At 42.3% G+C, this 18,903-nt stretch carries 25 protein-coding genes and 1 tRNA gene; all 26 read right to left on the bottom strand.

The genetic code is table 11. From position 1 onward, the window contains the following. Nucleotides 1-6 precede the first annotated feature (6 nt). The 26 genes from HMPREF9965_RS06230 to HMPREF9965_RS06345 all read right to left on the bottom strand — a co-directional run bounded on the left by HMPREF9965_RS06230 (nt 7) and on the right by HMPREF9965_RS06345 (nt 18,893). A complete protein-coding gene (locus tag HMPREF9965_RS06230; RefSeq protein ID WP_000539236.1) occupies nt 7-3,255 on the bottom strand; it encodes a phage tail protein in 3,249 nt (1,082 codons plus the stop codon). Then, a complete protein-coding gene (locus HMPREF9965_RS06235; protein WP_000478004.1) occupies nt 3,256-3,597 on the bottom strand; it encodes a hypothetical protein in 342 nt (113 codons plus the stop codon). 50 nt (nt 3,598-3,647) lie between these two features. Further along, entirely contained in the window at nt 3,648-4,037 is a 390-nt protein-coding gene (locus tag HMPREF9965_RS06240) for a DUF6096 family protein (protein WP_001207821.1), read from the bottom strand. 3 nt (nt 4,038-4,040) lie between these two features. Continuing rightward, nucleotides 4,041-4,454 carry a phage tail tube protein gene (locus HMPREF9965_RS06245; RefSeq protein WP_000880673.1) on the bottom strand — a complete coding sequence of 138 codons (414 nt, stop codon included), beginning with the start codon at nt 4,452-4,454 and terminating at the stop codon, nt 4,041-4,043. 3 nt (nt 4,455-4,457) lie between these two features. Then, nucleotides 4,458-4,826, bottom strand: a complete 369-nt coding sequence (locus tag HMPREF9965_RS06250; RefSeq protein WP_000608231.1) for a hypothetical protein — start codon at nt 4,824-4,826, stop codon at nt 4,458-4,460. Next, nucleotides 4,823-5,335 (bottom strand): HK97-gp10 family putative phage morphogenesis protein, encoded by a 513-nt coding sequence (locus tag HMPREF9965_RS06255; RefSeq protein ID WP_000015945.1) that lies wholly within the window; start codon nt 5,333-5,335, stop codon nt 4,823-4,825. The genes HMPREF9965_RS06250 and HMPREF9965_RS06255 overlap by 4 nt, the downstream gene beginning before the upstream one ends. Next, a complete protein-coding gene (locus tag HMPREF9965_RS06260) occupies nt 5,310-5,648 on the bottom strand; it encodes a hypothetical protein (RefSeq protein WP_000478874.1) in 339 nt (112 codons plus the stop codon). Before HMPREF9965_RS06260 ends, HMPREF9965_RS06255 begins: the two co-directional genes overlap by 26 nt. Further along, nucleotides 5,629-5,940, bottom strand: a complete 312-nt coding sequence (locus tag HMPREF9965_RS06265) for a phage head-tail connector protein (protein WP_000418186.1) — start codon at nt 5,938-5,940, stop codon at nt 5,629-5,631. Before HMPREF9965_RS06265 ends, HMPREF9965_RS06260 begins: the two co-directional genes overlap by 20 nt. 8 nt (nt 5,941-5,948) lie before the next feature. After that, a complete protein-coding gene (locus HMPREF9965_RS06270) occupies nt 5,949-6,152 on the bottom strand; it encodes a hypothetical protein (protein WP_000868431.1) in 204 nt (67 codons plus the stop codon). 10 nt (nt 6,153-6,162) lie between these two features. Continuing rightward, nucleotides 6,163-7,179, bottom strand: coding sequence for a carbohydrate-binding protein (locus HMPREF9965_RS06275; protein ID WP_000863376.1), 1,017 nt, complete (start codon nt 7,177-7,179; stop codon nt 6,163-6,165). Nucleotides 7,180-7,205: 26 nt separating this feature from the next. Further along, nucleotides 7,206-7,718 carry a DUF4355 domain-containing protein gene (locus HMPREF9965_RS06280; RefSeq protein ID WP_001001560.1) on the bottom strand — a complete coding sequence of 171 codons (513 nt, stop codon included), beginning with the start codon at nt 7,716-7,718 and terminating at the stop codon, nt 7,206-7,208. Between the two features lie 295 nt (nt 7,719-8,013). Continuing rightward, nucleotides 8,014-8,328, bottom strand: coding sequence for a hypothetical protein (locus tag HMPREF9965_RS06285; protein WP_001078078.1), 315 nt, complete (start codon nt 8,326-8,328; stop codon nt 8,014-8,016). A gap of 170 nt (nt 8,329-8,498) precedes the next feature. After that, a complete protein-coding gene (locus tag HMPREF9965_RS06290) occupies nt 8,499-8,714 on the bottom strand; it encodes a hypothetical protein (protein ID WP_000466474.1) in 216 nt (71 codons plus the stop codon). 10 nt (nt 8,715-8,724) lie between these two features. Further along, nucleotides 8,725-10,740: a minor capsid protein gene (locus HMPREF9965_RS06295; protein ID WP_000795725.1), complete on the bottom strand. Its 2,016-nt coding sequence runs from the start codon at nt 10,738-10,740 to the stop codon at nt 8,725-8,727. Then, nucleotides 10,703-12,115, bottom strand: coding sequence for a phage portal protein (locus HMPREF9965_RS06300; protein WP_000284344.1), 1,413 nt, complete (start codon nt 12,113-12,115; stop codon nt 10,703-10,705). Before HMPREF9965_RS06300 ends, HMPREF9965_RS06295 begins: the two co-directional genes overlap by 38 nt. 11 nt (nt 12,116-12,126) lie before the next feature. Next, nucleotides 12,127-13,425: a PBSX family phage terminase large subunit gene (locus HMPREF9965_RS06305; RefSeq protein WP_000084408.1), complete on the bottom strand. Its 1,299-nt coding sequence runs from the start codon at nt 13,423-13,425 to the stop codon at nt 12,127-12,129. Beyond that, the gene (locus HMPREF9965_RS0102345; protein ID WP_025170828.1) at nt 13,403-13,834 is read right to left on the bottom strand and encodes a terminase small subunit; all 432 of its coding nucleotides are present in this window, start codon (nt 13,832-13,834) and stop codon (nt 13,403-13,405) included. Before HMPREF9965_RS0102345 ends, HMPREF9965_RS06305 begins: the two co-directional genes overlap by 23 nt. A 67-nt stretch (nt 13,835-13,901) precedes the next feature. After that, nucleotides 13,902-13,972 (bottom strand) — tRNA-Trp (locus tag HMPREF9965_RS06310). Between the two features lie 155 nt (nt 13,973-14,127). Continuing rightward, nucleotides 14,128-14,538 carry a DUF1492 domain-containing protein gene (locus HMPREF9965_RS0102350; RefSeq protein WP_000154469.1) on the bottom strand — a complete coding sequence of 137 codons (411 nt, stop codon included), beginning with the start codon at nt 14,536-14,538 and terminating at the stop codon, nt 14,128-14,130. After that, nucleotides 14,535-14,921 (bottom strand): YopX family protein, encoded by a 387-nt coding sequence (locus HMPREF9965_RS06315; protein ID WP_000612377.1) that lies wholly within the window; start codon nt 14,919-14,921, stop codon nt 14,535-14,537. The genes HMPREF9965_RS0102350 and HMPREF9965_RS06315 overlap by 4 nt, the downstream gene beginning before the upstream one ends. After that, entirely contained in the window at nt 14,918-15,145 is a 228-nt protein-coding gene (locus HMPREF9965_RS06320; RefSeq protein WP_000032694.1) for a hypothetical protein, read from the bottom strand. The genes HMPREF9965_RS06315 and HMPREF9965_RS06320 overlap by 4 nt, the downstream gene beginning before the upstream one ends. Continuing rightward, entirely contained in the window at nt 15,142-15,327 is a 186-nt protein-coding gene (locus HMPREF9965_RS06325) for a hypothetical protein (RefSeq protein WP_000456793.1), read from the bottom strand. Before HMPREF9965_RS06325 ends, HMPREF9965_RS06320 begins: the two co-directional genes overlap by 4 nt. Before the next feature lie 3 nt (nt 15,328-15,330). After that, a complete protein-coding gene (locus tag HMPREF9965_RS06330) occupies nt 15,331-15,546 on the bottom strand; it encodes a hypothetical protein (protein ID WP_000701006.1) in 216 nt (71 codons plus the stop codon). Then, a complete protein-coding gene (locus HMPREF9965_RS06335) occupies nt 15,543-15,941 on the bottom strand; it encodes a RusA family crossover junction endodeoxyribonuclease (protein WP_000569003.1) in 399 nt (132 codons plus the stop codon). The genes HMPREF9965_RS06330 and HMPREF9965_RS06335 overlap by 4 nt, the downstream gene beginning before the upstream one ends. Further along, nucleotides 15,934-16,377 (bottom strand): crAss001_48 related protein, encoded by a 444-nt coding sequence (locus tag HMPREF9965_RS06340; protein WP_004243394.1) that lies wholly within the window; start codon nt 16,375-16,377, stop codon nt 15,934-15,936. Before HMPREF9965_RS06340 ends, HMPREF9965_RS06335 begins: the two co-directional genes overlap by 8 nt. 230 nt (nt 16,378-16,607) lie before the next feature. Beyond that, nucleotides 16,608-18,893 carry an AAA family ATPase gene (locus HMPREF9965_RS06345; RefSeq protein ID WP_004243345.1) on the bottom strand — a complete coding sequence of 762 codons (2,286 nt, stop codon included), beginning with the start codon at nt 18,891-18,893 and terminating at the stop codon, nt 16,608-16,610. Nucleotides 18,894-18,903: the final 10 nt, after the last annotated feature.

Genomic DNA, 18,903 nt, shown 5'->3' on the forward strand with positions numbered 1-18,903 from the left:
CTCCCTTTAAATGTTAAGCAAGACTTGTCCTGCACGTTCTTGTTCTCGATTGATTTCTTGGATAGCTACACGACCGAACTCGTGACCGCCAATCATGATGACGATGTCACCGCTACCGCTGAAGCCTCCAGATTGTGGTAAGCCACCGCCCAAGGCATTGACTACCGCACCACCTACGATGCGCCCCATAGTCTGCAAGAATCCAGTATTTTCAAGAGGCATAACGACCTCTTTACCAGCTTCACCAATCATGGCAACTGTTGGACTATCGACAATACCACCACGAGCTAAACGTGGCAGGCTCACATATCCAATACCGCCAAGGGATACGCCAGGTATTTTGTTAATCATGCCAATAACACCATTGATCATGCCAATGAAGCCGTTGACTACATTTTCAATCGTCCCAAGAACCGCATTGACTGCACTTCTGAAAGCACCACCTACTGCACTACCAACCATTTGACCAGCGTTTACGAAGATACCCTTAACCGTATTCCAAACACCAGAAAAGAAACTGCCGATTGAGCTAAAAGCATTCCTGACTGCATTGTATGCATTCGTAAATGTATTCCCGAACCAAGAAGATACATTCGCAAGAGCACTTGTAACATCGTTCCAGCGTCCACTAAACCAAGTGCCGATTGAAGAGAATATGTTTGTCAGTACATTCCAAGCTTTCTGGAACATGTCCCCAAACCATTTAGCTACGTCAGCTAAAACAGTTGTGATATCGTTCCAGCGTTCTGCGAACCATTCGCCAATCGGTGTGAAGATAGCCACGATACCATCCCAGATTCCTTGGAAGATTGCTACAATCGTATCCCAGATAACTTTCAAAATCGCTACTGTTAAATCTAACAAAGCTGTGAGGAGTGTTGATAAGATGTTCATGATAGCATCGCCCGTTTCTGTGAAACCATCGAAAATCTTACTCATATCACTCGTAAGAATACCAGTGATGATATCAAACACACCCTTAAGAAAATCCGCTATGCCTCCGAATATATCAGCAACCGTATTGAATAATACGCGAAAGACTTCTCCGATATATTCAAGAGTTGGAGCTAGAACTCTCGTCAATTCCTCAACGATAAAGCCAATAGCAGGACCTACATAAGCGTTAATGACTTGTGACATTTCTTGGAAACTTGCGACCATCTCCAAAATCTTCTGAATCATTGGCGAGATATGTTTGCCAATTGTATCCGAGAAGCCTTGACCGAGTTTTTCGATAATTGGTTGGATGTAATTATTCCAGCCTCTTACAAACAAATCGATAATGTTTGATATAGCTTTCGTTGATGATTCAATCGTTGGACGAATGTAATTATCATACACACGGCTGAGAGAATCAGACATAGCATTGATCGCTTGTTCTGCACTCTCAAAAACAGGAGCAACGGCAGATAGGGCATTCGAAAGTGCGTCAGCGATACCAGGCATGTTATCCGTAACAATTCGCTCGATTCCTTGCATGAGGTCGCCGCCGAGTTTGAAGCCAATCTCTACAATGCTAGATTGAATTGCTAGAATGGCAGAAACAATTGAACTTCCAATACGAACCGCTCCATCGGATGTAATTACATCATAGAAACCATCTGCGAATGCCTGAGCGATGTTTCCAGCTGATGCAAACATATTGCCCGTATTCTCGAATTGTGCCACAAGCGAGCGAATAATGCGTTCCTTTTGACGTTCTAGACCATTTGCTATGCTTTCAGCAAGAAATACACCAATTCCAACTCCAATTGTGCCGATAGAACCCGCTATCTGCCCCAATGCATAAGCAATTTTCTCGGTCATGACATTAAAAGCATTGGCTACTCTTGGATCACTTCCAATTTCTTCAAGTGTCTTCTTAATTCGACCTAAAGCATTCTTGATACGTTCTAGTCCTTCGGCTCTGAATGCAGCATTAAAACCTTTTTTGAAGAGATCAAACAACCCTTTTAGCTTATCGCCTAGCCCGTCAAAAATGCTCTTGAATTGGTTGTCCATATCAGTTAAGGCAACTTCTGGCAAGATGTCTTTGAAAGGTCCGCCGCCTCCCTTTCCTTTACCGCCTTTGCCTTTGCCTCCGCCACCACCAGAACCGCCAGAGCCGCCAGAGCCTCCGTCGTCTGAATCATCTTTCTTGTTCAAAAGGTTGATTTCATCAAATCCCATCAGACCAAGCAATTCTTTGACTGCTTTCTTAGCGTTTTTGGCCGAGTCTCCGAGGTTATCAGCTAGACCACCTGAAGCATCGTCTGCGTCACCCATAGCATCTGCGAGGTCGCCTGCGCCACCTGCTGCATCTTGTAAGGCTCCGTTCATGTCACCGACTGCGCCTGCTACACCATCCTTAACAGTCGCTTTCTTGTTAAACATCAACGCGATAAACTCAGCGAGTTTAGCAGTCACGCTCTTCAAGACCATAGCGAACGAATTCAAGACTGGCATGATAGCATTGATAATCGGCAAGAAGGTGTTGCCTACGTTTAAGGCAGCATCCTTCAATAGCGATTTAAACAAGCTAATACGCCCATTGACCGACTGTGACAGAGTCGTGCCGTACTTAGCAGTTGCTTGCTCTAGAATAGCCATGAGACGAATTTGTTGTTGAGTCTGATAGTCGAGTTGGTCCCAACTTTGGCCATTTGCAAAGCGCTTGAACGCTTCTGTAGATTGAATCATGGCCACATTGACGTTGATTCCTAAATCTTCAATTGCTTCGGTGTTCCCTAACAAACCGGAACGAATACGCTCCATAACGTCCGTAATGCTACGACCCGAACCCTCTGCGACTACTGCCGATGTCTGAAGCATCTTAGCAGTGTATGCACTCAGCTTGTTTGAATCTTTGATAAAACCCGAAAATAAGTTTGAATACACCGCCCCGTATTTCGTCGCTTCACCAACACCCATATTCATAGCGTTTGCGTTATCGTTGACCCATTTTAAGAATGTCTGTGAGCTCTCGCCCATTTGACGCTTAATTTGGTTAATTGATGCTGCGACTTCAAGAGCCATCTGAGTTGAGTACATGCCGACATCAAGCATTTTCTTACCAAGATAGGCAAATCCAGCGAATTTTGCTAGTTTACCAAACACACCTAGCATGGAGCCAGACTGTGCCTTGATTTTGTCGGTTGATGACTGTACTTTGTTAGAGGCATCTTTGACCTTATTCTCGACTTCTTTCATCTTGTTCTTGAAAGGTGCGATTTCAGCATCAATCATAACCTTGAGCTCGTCAAGAGTAACTCCCATCTATTCTCCTTTCATCTTTAATTTTCGATTGTGACTCTCAGCAAACATGCGCATGCGTTCCTTATGCAATTTCAATTCTTGAGCCAATCTTGCTTGTTCAACTTGCTCTCGTTCTTTTTCGAAAAGCTCAGGAGCATAATCCCATGCTTCAAGTGGTTTAGCATCTTTTGAAAGCAACAAGGATACATTATTTGCTATCATCTGCGAAAGTCTGTAAGATTCAATGATTTTTTCTTTTTGCTTTTGGATTGTGACACGATTATAGCTTTCAATCATATCTCTGATTTCAAGTACCGTTAAATCCCAAAAATCGAGAGGCTTGCCCCCGATATCTAAAAACATCGGGTATAACCTCTCGACCATTTCTTTTACTGAATGTACAGTAGTCTGTTCTACTCGACTACTTCCATTTTGGCTTTGGATTTCTTGGGAGTTTTCTTGCTTGTTTTCTCCCGTGGCATAAAACCCGACACTTGAAGCATTGGCAAGATGACGTCTGCCATGAATGCTGCCTGATCCCCACCGTTATCGACGTAGTCATCGTATAGATCAGATACATCTTCAAATGAGAGTCCATGCTCGAATTTTTGAAGTGCACCATGGGTCAACAGCAACATGACTTTTAGAGGGGGCAAAGCAAAGGCTTCGCCTTCAGCGGGCATGAACATCTTGAGCAAGTTTGCTCCGATTTTTTCTTCAACTTTGGTCGCTTGCAATGAAGTGAGGCGGAGCTTCAACTCCTTATCATCACTAACTTTCCAAGTTGCGTATGGTAGAGCCATCTATTAACCTCCAATTCCGTCTGTGAATACAAGTTCAGACTGTAATGCAATCTTGAGCGTGAATTCGATAACAGAGTTCACTCCGCCACCACCAAGCTTAACGGATACTTGACCTTCAAAATTGACCTTGGTACCGTCTGGATAAGCTTGCTCAAAGAAGAGTTTCTTCTTGTCGTCTGCTGCTTTGCGCAAAACACGGTAAGGTGAAGTGGTAGTTGTGTTATCATAAGCAAACTTGTACTCGAGTTCTCCAGCGTCACCAATACCAAATTCGTATTTCTTAACCTTATCTTCCAAGGTCGTATTTTCAACTTTTTCAGGTTCGATACCAAATTCAGGGACTTCTTTCAAGCCTGCAAGCTTGGTATAGCTTCCTTTTGTTTCGCTAAATGATAGCGTGATTCCGTTTGCTAACATGTTTTAATTCTCCATTCTGTATTGATAAACCAATTGTGAATTAAGGTCAACGATTCCCTCGAAACGCATCAACTTGTGACGCAAATGCGACGGATCAGGCACGTCCTGACAATCTGTTCTTCGCAATCCTAAAGATGCGAAGATTTCATTGATTTTAACTGCCAAATCGCTTGTGCTATCTTTGTCGAAGATATCCACTTTATAGCGAATATGCGACTTCTTCTCTTGGTCGTCGAACCATTCACCAGGTTTATTTTGTTCTTCCAAAAAAATGACGACTGGAACATTCTCCCAGTCGCTCGGGTAAGTATCAGTCACGTTATCTGCGACCTTCTGCAATTCTTTAAAAATAACTGGCTTAATATTAATCATTTTATCTGTTCTCTTATCTTTCTACTAACGTATTTTGAAATGTTTCTTGACACACGGTCATGGTTATCTTTCAAAGCTGGATACAAGTAAGGTTGCGCAGGCTGACCATACATCTTGTAAAACTCCCCTCTTTTTGCAAAGTGGTAAGGTCCTACGTTGATTTGGTCTTCGTGCACATACCAAGGACTAGAGCGATAAGACACGCTTACTTCTGGTGATATGCCAGAATGGTTCTCTTGCCCTTTTGGACCCGTTCCTAGTTCGACATAGGCGCCATGATCTGAGTTTGTAAAGACTTCGCTTGATATCTTGTTGCCGTTTACTTTTAATCGCACCCTTATGCTGTTTCTCAACTCACCCTCATTCGCTGGCGCTCTTAGTTTAGCATCTGGTTGTACGACTGTTTTAGCAGCATGCAAGAACGCTTGTCCTACTATCTCGTTGCTCTTTGCGCCGTATAGCTTGCGACATTTAGCGATTAAGCTATCTGCTCCGAGTAAACCTGACACGTTCTAACTCCAAAACTTGATGATGACTGTATACTTTCTTTGAGATAACCCGATGCGTGACCTCTGTCTTGCTATCGATACAGACACCGTCTTTCACGTTGATGTCTGCACACTTGCTCGCATTCGCATTCAGGATATCATTCAAGTGTTCACCGTAAATCTCAGATTGTAGCTTGCTAGCAGCTGGCCACAATTCAAGCCTTACTTCTTCAACTTTATCCGTATATCCTTCTTTAGCAACACCCTCATTCGTCACGGTCTTCTCGAACCGTTTCATAGGATATGGTTTCAGTTTACTCTTTTTCAAAAACATGGCCTGCCACCCTCGCTAATCGATGCATACGAATACGCTGTAAAAGGCCCGTAGACAAGCCAGACTCTGCATAGGTAACAGAGATACCACCTTCGCTCCTAGACTGCTCTCCCTCGCTTCCTGTGCGGTTGTAGAGCTCGATTACAAGTTCAGGTAGTAACCTGTCGAGCGCAGGCGTCAGCTTGTCCCGGTTCGTTTCAGATAAAATGATATTTTCAGCCCTTAAATGTAAAGACGAGAGGACTGTTTCGTCACTCTCGCCTGTCAATTGTTTTAATTTTTCAAGTTCCATAAGACCTCCTAATCGTAAGGAGTCGTCTCGTCTCCTTGGGTTTCAGTTTCGTCAATGATTTCGACAACGTCTGCAATATCGACCGAGAACTCACTCTTGAGATTATGCGACAATTCGTTGAATCGTTCGTCTGTCATCTCAAAGACATCATTCTCATGTCGTCTCACTTTCGCTTGCCAGTCATTGAAGGCTTGCTTTACTCTGACTTTCATAGATCAGACCTTATTTCTTGACCTTCCAGTTAGCAGAGTCAGAGTCTGGTGCGTCGGTCGAGCTAGTGATGTCTTTGATAGCAACGTAGACCTTGTCCTCATGCGTTACTGTGTCGCCTTCTTTGTATGTTGTTCCGGTCTTCCATTTTTTAGCACGATTCACTGTCTTGCCTTGTGCTGATTTTTTAGCAGCAGGTTTAGTGTCTGCAATTGTGATGATGTACTTTTGGAAGTGTTCAAGGACGTAAGCTCCAGTGTAGAGTAATTGTTCCACCAACTCACCAAAGCGACCAGGCACGTTGTCGTTGTACTTAGTGTTGTCAATTTGAATTGGAGATGTCACAACACCATGAACAGCTGCAAGGGCGTTTACACCTGGCAAGAATTTTGAAGGTACTTTGTAGACCGTGTAGTCGTCCAATTCACCAACATAGCCTTTACCGAGGACTTTCTTATCTGCGTCACCTTGTGGCAAGCGTACGATTTCAGATTTGATAGCCTTGTAGAAGCTTGGTGTAACAAAGAGCAAACGTTCTTTAGTGATTCCGAGTTCATCCAATTTCTCAGAAACATCAAGAACTGCATTGTAAGCGTTGTTTGCGCCTGCTGTTTTACCCATAACCACATTGTCGCTTACGTTTCCAAGCGCTGCACCAAAACGTAGTTCATCAAGGTATGGAGCTACTACTTTAGCAGCTTGACGGGCAATCACATATTCAACGTTTACTTGACCGTTTGAGTCACGTTCGTCCAACTGGTCGACGAAACGGCCCCAGTATTTTTCTTCATCAAGAGTGTAGATCTTTTCTTCAACTTCAACGTTGTCAAATTCATTCTTTTGATTACGTTTGTAGTCTTTCAACTCAGTTGTGTCACCAGTTGCGACTGTGAAAGAGCGACCATTTAGAGTTACTGCTTCGCTTGGTGTCAAAAGCGGTGTTGCGTATGAATTTACTGCAAGTACATCTTCAATGATTCCAAGATGACGCTTGCGTGATTCTGCTGTGTTTAATGCTTCAAATGCCATTTATTTTTACCTCATTATTTATATTTTTAGCGCAAAAAGTCCTGTTTCCATTTTTCTACAACTTCTTGCTGATTCGTTGGCGCAGTTTTAATAGGTGCGCTACCCTTCATGCGTTCGGATACACCTTTCTGAACTGCATCCTCCCACGTTTTCTGAATGCTTGCGACTGATTCAGTCACGGCTTCAGCGTTTGACAAATCAACCACGGCTACTAATTCGACTGGTAAGCCACGTTCGCTTAGCATCGTCTTAGCTTCTGCAGTCAATTCCTTGCGAACAATAGCCTTTTCACGGTCAGCCAGTTCTTGCTCACGCTGATCCAACTGATATTTCTGTTTCTCGTCAGCGTTCATCTTAGCAAGCTTCTTAGCTTCGTTTTCTCTAGCTTCTTGCTCAGATTTCCACTTAGCAAATTTCTTATCGATGATAGCATCGACGTCTGCATCCGTGTACTTCTTCTCGTCTTGCGGTTGTTGCGTAGGTTCTGCAGGTACCTCTTGGACTTCAACCGTTTCGACTGTTTGTGTTTCTTCGTTCATTGCGAACCTCCTATTTTTTAAGTCGTCCCCGACTGTATAATTCCATAGCTTTTTATGTCTTCAATGCTTGGACAATAACGCGCACCGGTGGACTCGAACCACCCGCCAGATTTCAAGACTCGAACTTGATTAACCCGTGAGATAGGATCGAACTATCTCCCCTTTGTGCGCATAAAAACCGTACGGGATTCCATACGGTTAGAGCAAAAGAAAACCGCCTCGATTTCGACACGGTTTATAGCAATTTACAGTAATTTATAGCAGTCTATTCCTGCAAGTCAAGATGTCGGATCACCTACTTTCTGTTTTTGAGCCATGAGAAGTCATTATCGACCAAAACTTGATAAAGAATTTTCCCGATTCGGTCTGCCTGCTCTTCTTCATGATTTATATAGCCAGCTTCAACTAAAATGCCATGCGTAATTTCGTGAATAAGCGTCTGATCTTCGATTTGTTGACTAGCTGAGTCGTCAAGAACAATCCTGCATGTCTTGTACTCAATATGTCCCCATTCTCCTGTTTTTTCCTGTAAATCAGTTATTTTTTCGATTTCGTAGACGATACCACCTATTTTTACCTTATCCATATTAGGCTTATTATCACGATTCATTTCTTCAATCCTTTCTTTATGCCGCCAATTATCCCGCTAATTAACGCTAAAACAATAAAAATTAAAAACAAAAATACCAACCACCCGAAAGCGATTGATACCCATTCCCAAATAAACATGCTTTTACTCCTTTCTAAGCACGAAAAAAGCACTTAAATTTCTCTAGGTGCTTAATATTTTCTATCATCGTAATCAATCGGTTTCTTATACATTTTATTGTTTTTGATGCATGAATCCACGACTGAATTATATTTCGAAATAGCTTCCTCATCTACCTCGAAAGGAATTATCAAATACACAGGAAAATCTTCACCAAAATGACTATTGTATCTCTCGCTGATTTCTTTGAATTGATTATAAATTTTTTCATTCTTCCAAAAAAACATCCTGACCTCCTTACCAAACAATCGGCTTTTTGTTTTCTAATTTCAATTTTGAAATATCTTCAAATATCTTGTTGTATATTTTAACAGAATTTGGGAAAACTTTGTCATAAAACGCTTTTATTTCAGGAGTCATTTGTGCTTGAGTATATTCTGCAATAAATTCCATCCCTCGATGGGTTTTATTGTTCCAATATGAGTCTGGATGATTGAAAGTCTGAGAGCCATATTCTGCGCTTCTGAAAGAACTCATCATATCTGATGCAAATGCGGCAACCTCTGCATTTTCTTCGGGACGAATTTCCGGGTGTAGTTTCTTTGCTAGTTCAAGTAATTCCAATTTGAAATCTCTTACTTTAGCTTGACGAAGATTAAAGAAGTCTCGTTTCTCATCCATAGACGCTCCTCTTTTGAGCTTCATATCCCCGAAAATATAATTGTCCATATCTTTTTTTATGGTATTGTACAAGTCATACTGACTGCTAAATGCTTTAGCTCCCAATTCCGGGGCACCGAAGTAAGTTGCGATATTATCGATGCCATGAGTCAATTCATGAAGAACGATTGAATGTGCTTTCTGATTAAATTTCTTGTTGTAAATAAAATCGCCTTTTGCCAAATTAACTTGTGTACCAGACACATGAGAAGACATTTCTTTTACTTTAGCAAAAGATAATTTATCGATTGAACCGTAGAGGGATTGCACAAAATCATCATTCGGGAAGAACCGCAATTCTCTTAAAAGACCTTGCGCATTTTCTTCTCCAAAGACATCAACAAAATTCGTTGTTCTAAGTCTCTTTTCTAAACGATCTACCAGATCACGTCGTGCCAAAGAAACGTTATCCTCTCGTGCTTGCAAAGCAGCCTGCTCCGCTTTCTCTTTTAAAGCATCTTGCTCAGCTGCCCAATCAAGATATTTTAAAAGATCATCAAAATCAAGATTATTGATTTCTTCAGAAGTAAGCTTAGAAAAGTCAATCTTACCAACTTCATCACTAGCTACATACTTGCTATACCAATCGTTATAAGACATATCCGCAGGCACATACTCAACTTTACCTGTCTTAGGATTTCTTGCCCTACGTTCCAGCTTGCTATAGTCTGCGTCCTCGTCATGTGCGATAGTCGTAGACCTGCACCACGGATGTAGAGGTGGATAGTTCACACCAGGGACAGCCTTGTCTGTATCGTAGACCTTGTTGTCATGCTCTTGACAAATGTGTGACGTCCGTCTGTCCAATACTGCCACAAATTTGTACTTGGTGATTTCAGCATCTTCATAGCTGAGCAGTTCCATTTGGTTATGAAAGAACGCTGACTCAGTACGAATTAAACGCCTAGCTTTGTTTTGACCTACTCCGAATTTTTCAGCGATTGCTTTAGATGTATCTCTTACGCTCCTACCCGTCATGAGACTTACCAGAAGCTCGTCTTTCACGCTTGAAGCGAGCGCCCCTGTGTTTTCCCATATCCTATCCGAATAGGCCTCTCCCGTCCATTTTAGCCCCCTCAAGCGCTTGATTTCTGTTTCAGGTAAGTCAGAGAAGCTATAAGCGAGTCCTGTCTGCTGTTGCAGGTCAAAAGTAGCCTTGTAATAGCTATCCTTCATCAGGTCGCTATAAAAGGCATCTGATCCTACCTTCTCAGAATGATAGATCGACTCACGCATGCGGTCTAAATCGTCGTTCAAACGCTCTAGTCGCTTCATGCGATAAGCATAAGCTGGACTATCTAAATCAGCGAGTAACCGTTGGATATTTGGGTCATTTGGTCTAGCTTCAAGAACCTTACGAAGTCCGTTCAGGTCCTTTTGATCCTTCATGTTCTTTAAAACTTGACGAGCATCACGCTCGCTTAACCCATAATCACGCTGGAATTTATCAAAGACCTTGTTGATTTGCTTATCTAAATATGCTTTAGATTGCTTGTAAATCCCGTCGAACTTGTCCGCTTGCCTCTCAGCCTTGTCCATCTGCTCATAGATGAGATTAGCCTTTCTCTTGGTCCAGTACTCCTGATTCTTCATCTGTCACCTCGTCGTCTGGCTTCGTGTTAGTCTGATTAAAGAATGGCACACGGTCCTTATTCTTCTCTTTCTCTTCTTCGAGTTCTTCAATTTCAGCGTCAGGATCTTCAACAAATGGCAAGAGCGAAATAAGCTGACGAAGTGAGACCTTACCTTCAAGATTATTGATAATCTGTGACAATTCGAGCAAGTTCTTAGGCAATCCACGGCTAAACTGTGGCACGATTGAATATGCTTCAAGAGCAATCTGCTGCATGCCCAAATAATGAGCGAAGATAGCAATCCGCTGTCTAAGACCTCGCTTGTAATTCGCTTCTTTGGTCTTAGTGATCATTTCAAGGCCTAGCAACTTGAATTCCATAGCTACACCCGAGCTATTGCCTGCAAAGTTCTCATCTGTCAAATTCGGCACATGGCTGAATGTGTAGATGTCTTCTTTCAAAGCCTTGCGCAAGATTTCAGTTGCATTCTCATCCAGGGCGTTCTTTAAGAAATCAGCCTTGGCATCTGCTGGTAATTCCAAAAGACCTTCTTCAGCAAGGATGCTCATTGCTTCCCTGGCATCTTCTAGATTGTCAGCTAACTGCGCGCCGTAAAGTACAAGAATAGACTCGACTGCCTGCTCTTTGTCGTTGACACGATTACCCATCAATGAGTTGTAAGCATCAATCAAGCTGATTTGTTGCTCATAATCACCAATCGCAAAATGATTATTGCGGTACTCGATGATTGGGATTTGCCCGAGGTTGTGAGGTTCTACCTGCTCATTCTTCGTTGTTCCCATACTCGAATCACGCAGCACAATGTGATAATGCAAATTCTGCGTAAAGACTTCTGCTTGATACTTAGTCGCATCTTTCGTGTCGTCTTTAATTTCGTAGTAATAGACCGCAAACAAGGCCTTGCGCTCGATGCTGTCATCGTAAACGATGAACACATTTTCAGGGTCTACGCTAGTCGAATCTAGCTCAGTCAACCCCTCTTTAGCATAGATGTACTCATAAGCACGACCATAGATGGCCATGTTCAGAGCATTCTGCGCATCCACTTGGTCTATTTCAGCACCGTCAAAAGCTACAAGCAGAGGCTCAAGGTCGCTCTCAGCAGTATTGTTATACTTGATAGGATTGCCCATAAAATATCCCGTGGACGTGTCTGCAATGTCCTTTGCGTGATTGGCTACTGTCTTGAAGTTTGGAGCGTTCTGATTGCGCCTTTTGTGATTCAAGATAGCATGCTCACCCAAGTAGTATTTCTTCAAATCCTGCAAGTGGCTGCGCTCTTGTGTATGCTTGCGAATCAGCTTGTAAATCAATTCTTTATTCAAAGCTGTTTCATCGTATCCATCCCGTGGATAAGTTAAAATCTGATACATTTAAATCCTTTCTATAAGCCGTATTGCGAACGTCTGCGGACGGTTGCTTTCCCACCTTCGATACATTGAAGGCTATATCGCAATGCATCCATCAAGTGGTTGTTCTTATCTTCTGGCTTATTCAACCAATTGCCTTCTTTGTCTCGTTGATAACAATAACTGTAAAATTCATCCATGATATGCTCACAATTCGGATGCACATAAATAGCGTATCCTTGGAGTTTGGATACGCCTGCCATAATACTATCTTTACCTTTGCGGCTCTCTTTAATTCGAGATATGCCGTGTTCTGATCTGAGCTCTTCAATCAGCCGTGACTCTGCGCTGTCTGCGATGATTTGAGAGCGATGATAACCTTTATCTTTTATCATCTTAGCGACTTCCTTGGTTATCAGACCGACTCTGTACGCTTCATCAAAGATGTGTATCTCTTTCGTTGTGTCGTTTATCAGCGAACAACACAATGCTGTTGGATCATGAGTAAAACCAAAGTCAAGACCGATACACAACTTGTTAGCAGGATTCTGCAACAACTCATCTTTGTCAAAGTCTTTGACAGCCACATTGTTGTAGATAAGGCCCTCAGCCACGCCCCACTCACCATCACACACGATTCTCGCACGTCTTGGATTCGTATGATACAAATCTTCATAACGCTTGATATCGACTTCATCCAGCCACTCGTTGCATCGATAAGTAGTCGTAGTAGCGAATGTGTCGGCTCGTCTAGTTTCCTCATCAAAAAAGACACGTTTGAGCCAGTGCCTCTCATTCCACGGGTTAAACGTGACCGTGATTTGTTTAAAAAAATCAGGTACATCTAAGCTACCACGGATAGACTCGACTACCGTACTGAACTTATCTTCAGTCTCGATTTGATACGCTTCCTCGAACCATGCCCAACATAAGATGCCTACATCAACCGTGATAGATGTGATTTTAAGTTCATCATCCAAACCACGAAATAGAATCTTCTGTCCTGTTTCTCTTACTGTGATTTCAGGCAAGGACTCATTGAATTTAAACTTATGAGCAACTTTTAACTGGTTAGCTGCCCACTTAAAATCCGTGTAAGTCGATTGCTTGTTCGTATTCGAATATCTACGAATGACAAGCAAGTTTGCCCATGGATATTTCAAAATACGTGTGATGAAGTTAAGAGCCGTAGTCTTTGATTTCTTCGAACCACGAGAACCTTTTACTACTCGATAGAAATTACGAGAGCGCCAGAACTGGCCATATCCACCACCTACTATCTTAGGCAGGTCTACGACAATATCATTCTGTTTAATCTGGTATGTCTGACTCATTCGCAAACACCACCGTTCCAGAAATATCTGCCTCAACCTTATCCGTCCAGAGCCTATGCCGTTTGCCAAGGAGTTCAGCCGCCTTGATTCTGTCTTTCGCTCCGACATCTATATCCGTAATCGTTTGGCCTAGTTCTCCAATGCTTATCAAAGTCTGCTCTTGCGTTTCTCCTCGCATGACCGAAGTTAGGTAAGTGAGTACCTCCTCCTGTGTTGCGATTTTCTCAGATGCAAGCTGAGCCAGTCTCTCGTCTATATAGGATTTTATTGCAGTATTTTGTAGTAGCTTAGAAGCGTTCGTGTTCGCATACTTAGAGCTATATCCCGCTTTTACAGCCGCCGCTGTTGCATTCCCACTGATGATGTACTCATCAGCAAATCTCTGTTGTTTTAAAGTTAGTTTAGCGATTTTCCATCACCTCCATTCACAAAAACAAAAAGCCACACGCTTGTGTGACTTGATGCAAGACCTCTCACAGACTTTGTAGGAATCGAACCTACGATAACAGTTTTGGAGACTGTTGTGTTACCGCTACACTAAAAGCCTAAAATAACGACATCAAGGATTGAACCCAAAAAGACAAAGAGGAAATCACTGACTTATCCAGATGTCGTTACGAAAAGTTAAAGGAGTCATCAGTCCGCTTTACCGTACTTGCTGACAATACCATAATATCACTTTAAAAGTTCCAAAGAGTTCCATTAATTCCATTTATTAGAAATTTTTTTCAAAGCGCTCTCTCTAGCCCGATGAATCGTCCCACGTCCGCAACGTAACTGAGCCTGAATTTGACTCCATGACAATCCATCAATATACAACAAGCGCATGATAATATTTTCCACAGGATCATCCAATGACTCAATCACTTGCACCAGCTCATCACGTTCCTGATAGAGTTCTTGGATTTCGCGGTACAGCTGTTCCGATTTATCAATAATCAGTACGTTCAACTCTTCAGAGCGATTAGATGAGCTTTCTGATTTCGGCATGCTGTCGAACTGCTGTCCTCGTAAGATGCTCGATTTCAAGCTGATGATTTCCTGGTGTTTCGACTTCGCTTTGATATCGATGTACTGCAAGGCCTTTAATCGTTGTTTGATATTGATCGTCAATCGCCCACCTCCAAAATTTTCTTGTTTTCGTAGATGTTGCCGATGATTTCCTCATATCCGGTCCACGCATATCCTTCACTCAATCCTTTTAGATAAACTGCAGGCATGCCGCCTATGAATGTACCACCGTATTCTTTTTCTAAATACACTTCATGGAGACATCCTCTTGTACATTTAACGATGTCACCAACGAACACTTCCTTGCCATTTCTGTCAAACAATCCTGTTGATTGCATGAGGTGAATGTCATTGTTCACAATCCATTCACCAGCAACAGAATCCTCATCAATAATACAGATATTGCCATTTCCAACCATCACTTCATCAGGTTGATACATGCGACTTAATGACCCGCTATCATATGCTCTAAATTTCGGAATCATCTTGCACCTCCAATAAAATTATTAGCAATATTTTGTACCTCAGTATCGATTATTTTATCTCTATAATTCAATATCGGAGCCATAACATCATTTGTCAATGCAGGCTTCAAAATGATTTCATTTGTTTCCAAAAATCTTTTACCATTGATTTTGATTTTAATGTCATAACCGTTAGCGATATGTTCAAGGTCATTTTTAGACAGAGAGATTTCAAATTTACTCATTCTTCCAACTCCTTTATTCTCTTCTTCCAGTTTTTCACTTTCTTTTTAAGCAAGTCACGTTGCTCAGACCTGCTAAAAGCAAGCGATTTGACACACGGCTCAGATAGTTCTGCTATCTTTGTCTCCGTCTGCTCGATCGTGCGTTCCAGTCCGTCAATGACTGTTTGTTTGCTATATTCCATGTTTTATCCTGCTTGTTTTTCTAGCCAGTTAAAGAGCAGACCAAACTGCTCCGTCACCAGCTCATCATCATTGTATTGTTTGCAGATTTCTCCGATTGACGACACTGCCCATAGCCAGTAGGCATCTGAACCAAAACCGACCTCTTGGCTTTTCTGATTGCTACGCGCCATCCATTCCGGAATGACCCTGCTAAAGAAATCAATATAATTGATTTTCATGGCAATTCCTCAATCTTGATATAAATTCCGACTGTGTCTGCCCAAAACTTCTCGACAATCTCGCTGGCCACTTGTGCATCGTCTTGCCAGTATCCAAGTTTCGTCATGCAATCTTTGAGCAACTTCTGGAGATTATCTGTATCTGGCTTCGTGGTCTTGTACTGGCCGTCGTAGCTTTTTTTGATACGCGGAAAGCACCACTTGACCGTCAGCCGAATTGCTCCTTTAAATTCATCAGGAGGGACATGCTGGGCAAGTAAGCTCTCAAATTTCGCTCTAGCATTTTTCAAGTCGGCTGGTTCATAAAAGATTGGCTTACCAAATCTCACGTTTACCTTTTTTTGTTGATGAGTCGTAGTCGGAATTTTTTGCATCGGTAAAAAGAATTCAATCATCTTCTACCTCTTTCGCAAATTGCCACGCCCATGCTACAGTAGAATTTTTTATTTTTTTCTCAGTAAGCCCGCCAGGAACATAACTATTATGTTCTCGTAATTTTTTAAGCGATAAATATTTATGATCGTTTAAGCACAGATTTCCGGTGCCACTTTGACACAAAGTTTGAAAGAAACCATCACCTACCGGGATTTCTACTGTATATATTTTCTCTTTCTCGATAAGGTCAATTCTTTCGAATTTTGCACGAGTTTCTAAAATTTTTAAATAGCTTCTCATTGCGTGATATTGAGATTGTAACAATTCAAGTGGGCAGGACAATTCAAAGTCAGGTACTTGTTTTTCTTTATATGCTTTTAAAAAATTTTCAATTCGCACACATCGTTCTTTAAGTTGATTATATTCATCAATCATTCGTTGTTTATAAGCTTCCATTTTCACACCTCGCATAGTTTTACTTTTTAATTTCGCTTTTAGTCCATGACCCTTGTATATGACAGGGTGCGTTTTAAGCAACCCTGTCTATACAGGTATGGACATGATGGACGACAGGACATTATCTATATATATAATATATAGTTGTCTGTCCGGGACACGACCACATTTTTATGGTCTTGTCTGTCCTTTTTAGGACAAGGACACAACCATAATTTTATGGTGCTGTCTTATTCGGACACGACCACGTTTTTATGGTCTTGTCCTTTTTCTTTTATTGAATTTGAGTTCTTGTCGAACCAATATTTTTTTGACGAATTCAATCTGCGAGTAACTGTTTTTACAGAAATTCCTAAATATTCAGCTACGTCTTCTTTTGAGGGAGGCTCGCCAAAATTCGCGTTTTCGATCGCTTCGTCAAACTCTATCAGTTTTTGCTTTTTGTCTTCCTTTGCGTTCTTTTTGCGAGTTTCTTTAGCTTTCATCCACCCCGGTTTATCATCGTCCAATTGTATATCCGCCAGCACGCCCGTTTCATCAAGCGCGTGTACTGGATAACTGAACCACATGTTGACTGGCTTGAACTTGGCAAACTCTCGAAGTGTGCCCTCAACGCGCCACGCAGTCGCTATCTGGACCTTATTGCGTACTTCCTCGAGCTTGTCTACATAAGGAGCACGAGCCATGACATCAGGGATGCCTTTCTCGAAATGTGTCCGCATCTGCGCAGGGCTTAAGAGGTCATCTAGCCCGACATTCTGTTGGTAATAGGAATTATTTCGCTCTTGCAAAGCCTGTTTATATACTTCGCACGCTGCCTGATTCAGCCTTTGAGTAAGTAATTCCTCTGACACTTCTAGCTCTACTAAGTCGATAAGCGCGTCAGGATCCCGAGCGAATACACCCGAACCACTAGCGCGATCCATGGACTTCTTGCCACCTTGAGAACCCTTAGAGTGGTGGTGACAGTAGATAACACTAGAACCTAACTCTGTGGCCACTTTATCAAATTGATTGGTAAAATGTGCCATCTGGTCCGCGCTATTCTCGTCACCCGTCAGAACCTTGTAAATCGGGTCGATGATGACTGCGATATAATTCTTCTTCAAAGCTCTGCGAATGAGTTTGGGCGCCAGCTTGTCCATTGGTACGGTCTTGCCACGCAAATTCCAGATATCGATGTTCTGGATGTTCTGAGGTGGCAATTCCATAGCTTGGTAAACATCACGGAAACGATGCAAAGCAGACGGACGGTCTAGCTCCAGATTGACATACAAGACACGCCCCTGCGTACAATCCCAGCCTAGCCACTTCTTCCCCTCTGCGATTGCAATTGACATCTCAATCAAGGCAAATGACTTACCAGCCTTTGACGGACCAGCAATCAGCATTTTGTGACCTTGACGAAGGACTCCTTTTATCAACTCAGGAACCAATTCTGGCAAGTTATCCCAGCTGTCGGCCAATCCTTCAGGATCAGGCAAATCATCGTTCAAATCTTCGATGTATTGATACCATTCATCCCAATCAGCCTTACCGATGTTGGTATCTACCAAAAATTGCTTCTGACCGTTTCGGATGAACCCTGGCATGCGCGAAAGTCTACTTGGATTTTTATTTTGAGTATCGACTATGATTCCGTTCTTCTGACAGATTTTATAAAGGTAATTAACCCGATTACGGTATTCCTCGTAATTCTTGGCATCTACTTTGACGATAGCGTGGAGCGATTTATTCCCACTGTGAACCAAGGCTGCAATCGGTAATTCAAGTTCTTTGTAGATGGCATTCTGCTTGTCAATCGGCATGCTGTCGGATTCGACCAGAGCATATCTGAAATCTGTCACGTTTTCATTTTTAGCGCCCTTTCCGTCCATAGGATTAAAACGAATCCATGCACCCGCTTCTTCGTGATAGTCACCAAGGACACCTCCAATATCTCCATTACATTCTTGTAAGAGTTGAATCAATTCACCAGCTGTGCGGTCGTAAGCTCCTTTGGTTGGCAACCATTTGACAATCTTTCCCGTTTTGTCATCAGTCTTTGGATAGCATTTAGTCACATAACCGACATTTTCGCCAGCTTCAAAAAGTGTTTCAAGGTATTTGATGATTTCTTGCACTGGATTCCAAATCGTCGGCTCGTGGATTTCCTTGCCCTCGATCCAGTCTTTATCAATGACACGATAATCACGATCTATTGTATCGGTCCAGCCTAACTCATGCGCATTCTCGCTATCGTAGCCAGATTGCGACACCCAGCCGTTTTCTTTTGCAAGTTGGGTAATAGTCGCACCCGTCACGATAGTTCCTGCTTCCTCGTTGAAGGTATCCCATTTCTTGAAACACTCGAATTTCTTGTATCGACTATCATTTTGTGACCAGTTATCCCAGTCAGATGCCGTGTAGCCTTCGTGTTTTAAGGCCATGCCCACATTTATCCATGTCTGGTAGTCTACCGTGGCAGGATTGATGTAATCCAGCAACGGCAACAAATTAAAATCATTCTCTGCCACTGTTTTCTCC

The sequence above is a fragment of the Streptococcus mitis bv. 2 str. SK95 genome, assembly GCF_000222705.1.
Classification (GTDB): Bacteria; Bacillota; Bacilli; order Lactobacillales; family Streptococcaceae; genus Streptococcus; species Streptococcus mitis_AY.

Bases quoted from the DNA above. Each gene is read 5' to 3' on its own strand.
- HMPREF9965_RS06230 (WP_000539236.1), bottom strand. From the start codon at position 3,255: ATGGGAGTTACTCTTGACGAGCTCAAGGTTATGATTGATGCTGAAATC.
- HMPREF9965_RS06235 (WP_000478004.1), bottom strand. From the start codon at position 3,597: ATGTTTTTAGATATCGGGGGCAAGCCTCTCGATTTTTGGGATTTAACG.
- HMPREF9965_RS06240 (WP_001207821.1), bottom strand. From the start codon at position 4,037: ATGGCTCTACCATACGCAACTTGGAAAGTTAGTGATGATAAGGAGTTG.
- HMPREF9965_RS06245 (WP_000880673.1), bottom strand. From the start codon at position 4,454: ATGTTAGCAAACGGAATCACGCTATCATTTAGCGAAACAAAAGGAAGC.
- HMPREF9965_RS06250 (WP_000608231.1), bottom strand. From the start codon at position 4,826: ATGATTAATATTAAGCCAGTTATTTTTAAAGAATTGCAGAAGGTCGCA.
- HMPREF9965_RS06260 (WP_000478874.1), bottom strand. From the start codon at position 5,648: ATGTTTTTGAAAAAGAGTAAACTGAAACCATATCCTATGAAACGGTTC.
- HMPREF9965_RS06265 (WP_000418186.1), bottom strand. From the start codon at position 5,940: ATGGAACTTGAAAAATTAAAACAATTGACAGGCGAGAGTGACGAAACA.
- HMPREF9965_RS06270 (WP_000868431.1), bottom strand. From the start codon at position 6,152: ATGAAAGTCAGAGTAAAGCAAGCCTTCAATGACTGGCAAGCGAAAGTG.
- HMPREF9965_RS06275 (WP_000863376.1), bottom strand. From the start codon at position 7,179: ATGGCATTTGAAGCATTAAACACAGCAGAATCACGCAAGCGTCATCTT.
- HMPREF9965_RS06280 (WP_001001560.1), bottom strand. From the start codon at position 7,718: ATGAACGAAGAAACACAAACAGTCGAAACGGTTGAAGTCCAAGAGGTA.
- HMPREF9965_RS06285 (WP_001078078.1), bottom strand. From the start codon at position 8,328: ATGAATCGTGATAATAAGCCTAATATGGATAAGGTAAAAATAGGTGGT.
- HMPREF9965_RS06290 (WP_000466474.1), bottom strand. From the start codon at position 8,714: ATGTTTTTTTGGAAGAATGAAAAAATTTATAATCAATTCAAAGAAATC.
- HMPREF9965_RS06295 (WP_000795725.1), bottom strand. From the start codon at position 10,740: ATGAAGAATCAGGAGTACTGGACCAAGAGAAAGGCTAATCTCATCTAT.
- HMPREF9965_RS06300 (WP_000284344.1), bottom strand. From the start codon at position 12,115: ATGTATCAGATTTTAACTTATCCACGGGATGGATACGATGAAACAGCT.
- HMPREF9965_RS06305 (WP_000084408.1), bottom strand. From the start codon at position 13,425: ATGAGTCAGACATACCAGATTAAACAGAATGATATTGTCGTAGACCTG.
- HMPREF9965_RS06315 (WP_000612377.1), bottom strand. From the start codon at position 14,921: ATGATTCCGAAATTTAGAGCATATGATAGCGGGTCATTAAGTCGCATG.
- HMPREF9965_RS06320 (WP_000032694.1), bottom strand. From the start codon at position 15,145: ATGAGTAAATTTGAAATCTCTCTGTCTAAAAATGACCTTGAACATATC.
- HMPREF9965_RS06325 (WP_000456793.1), bottom strand. From the start codon at position 15,327: ATGGAATATAGCAAACAAACAGTCATTGACGGACTGGAACGCACGATC.
- HMPREF9965_RS06330 (WP_000701006.1), bottom strand. From the start codon at position 15,546: ATGAAAATCAATTATATTGATTTCTTTAGCAGGGTCATTCCGGAATGG.
- HMPREF9965_RS06335 (WP_000569003.1), bottom strand. From the start codon at position 15,941: ATGATTGAATTCTTTTTACCGATGCAAAAAATTCCGACTACGACTCAT.
- HMPREF9965_RS06340 (WP_004243394.1), bottom strand. From the start codon at position 16,377: ATGGAAGCTTATAAACAACGAATGATTGATGAATATAATCAACTTAAA.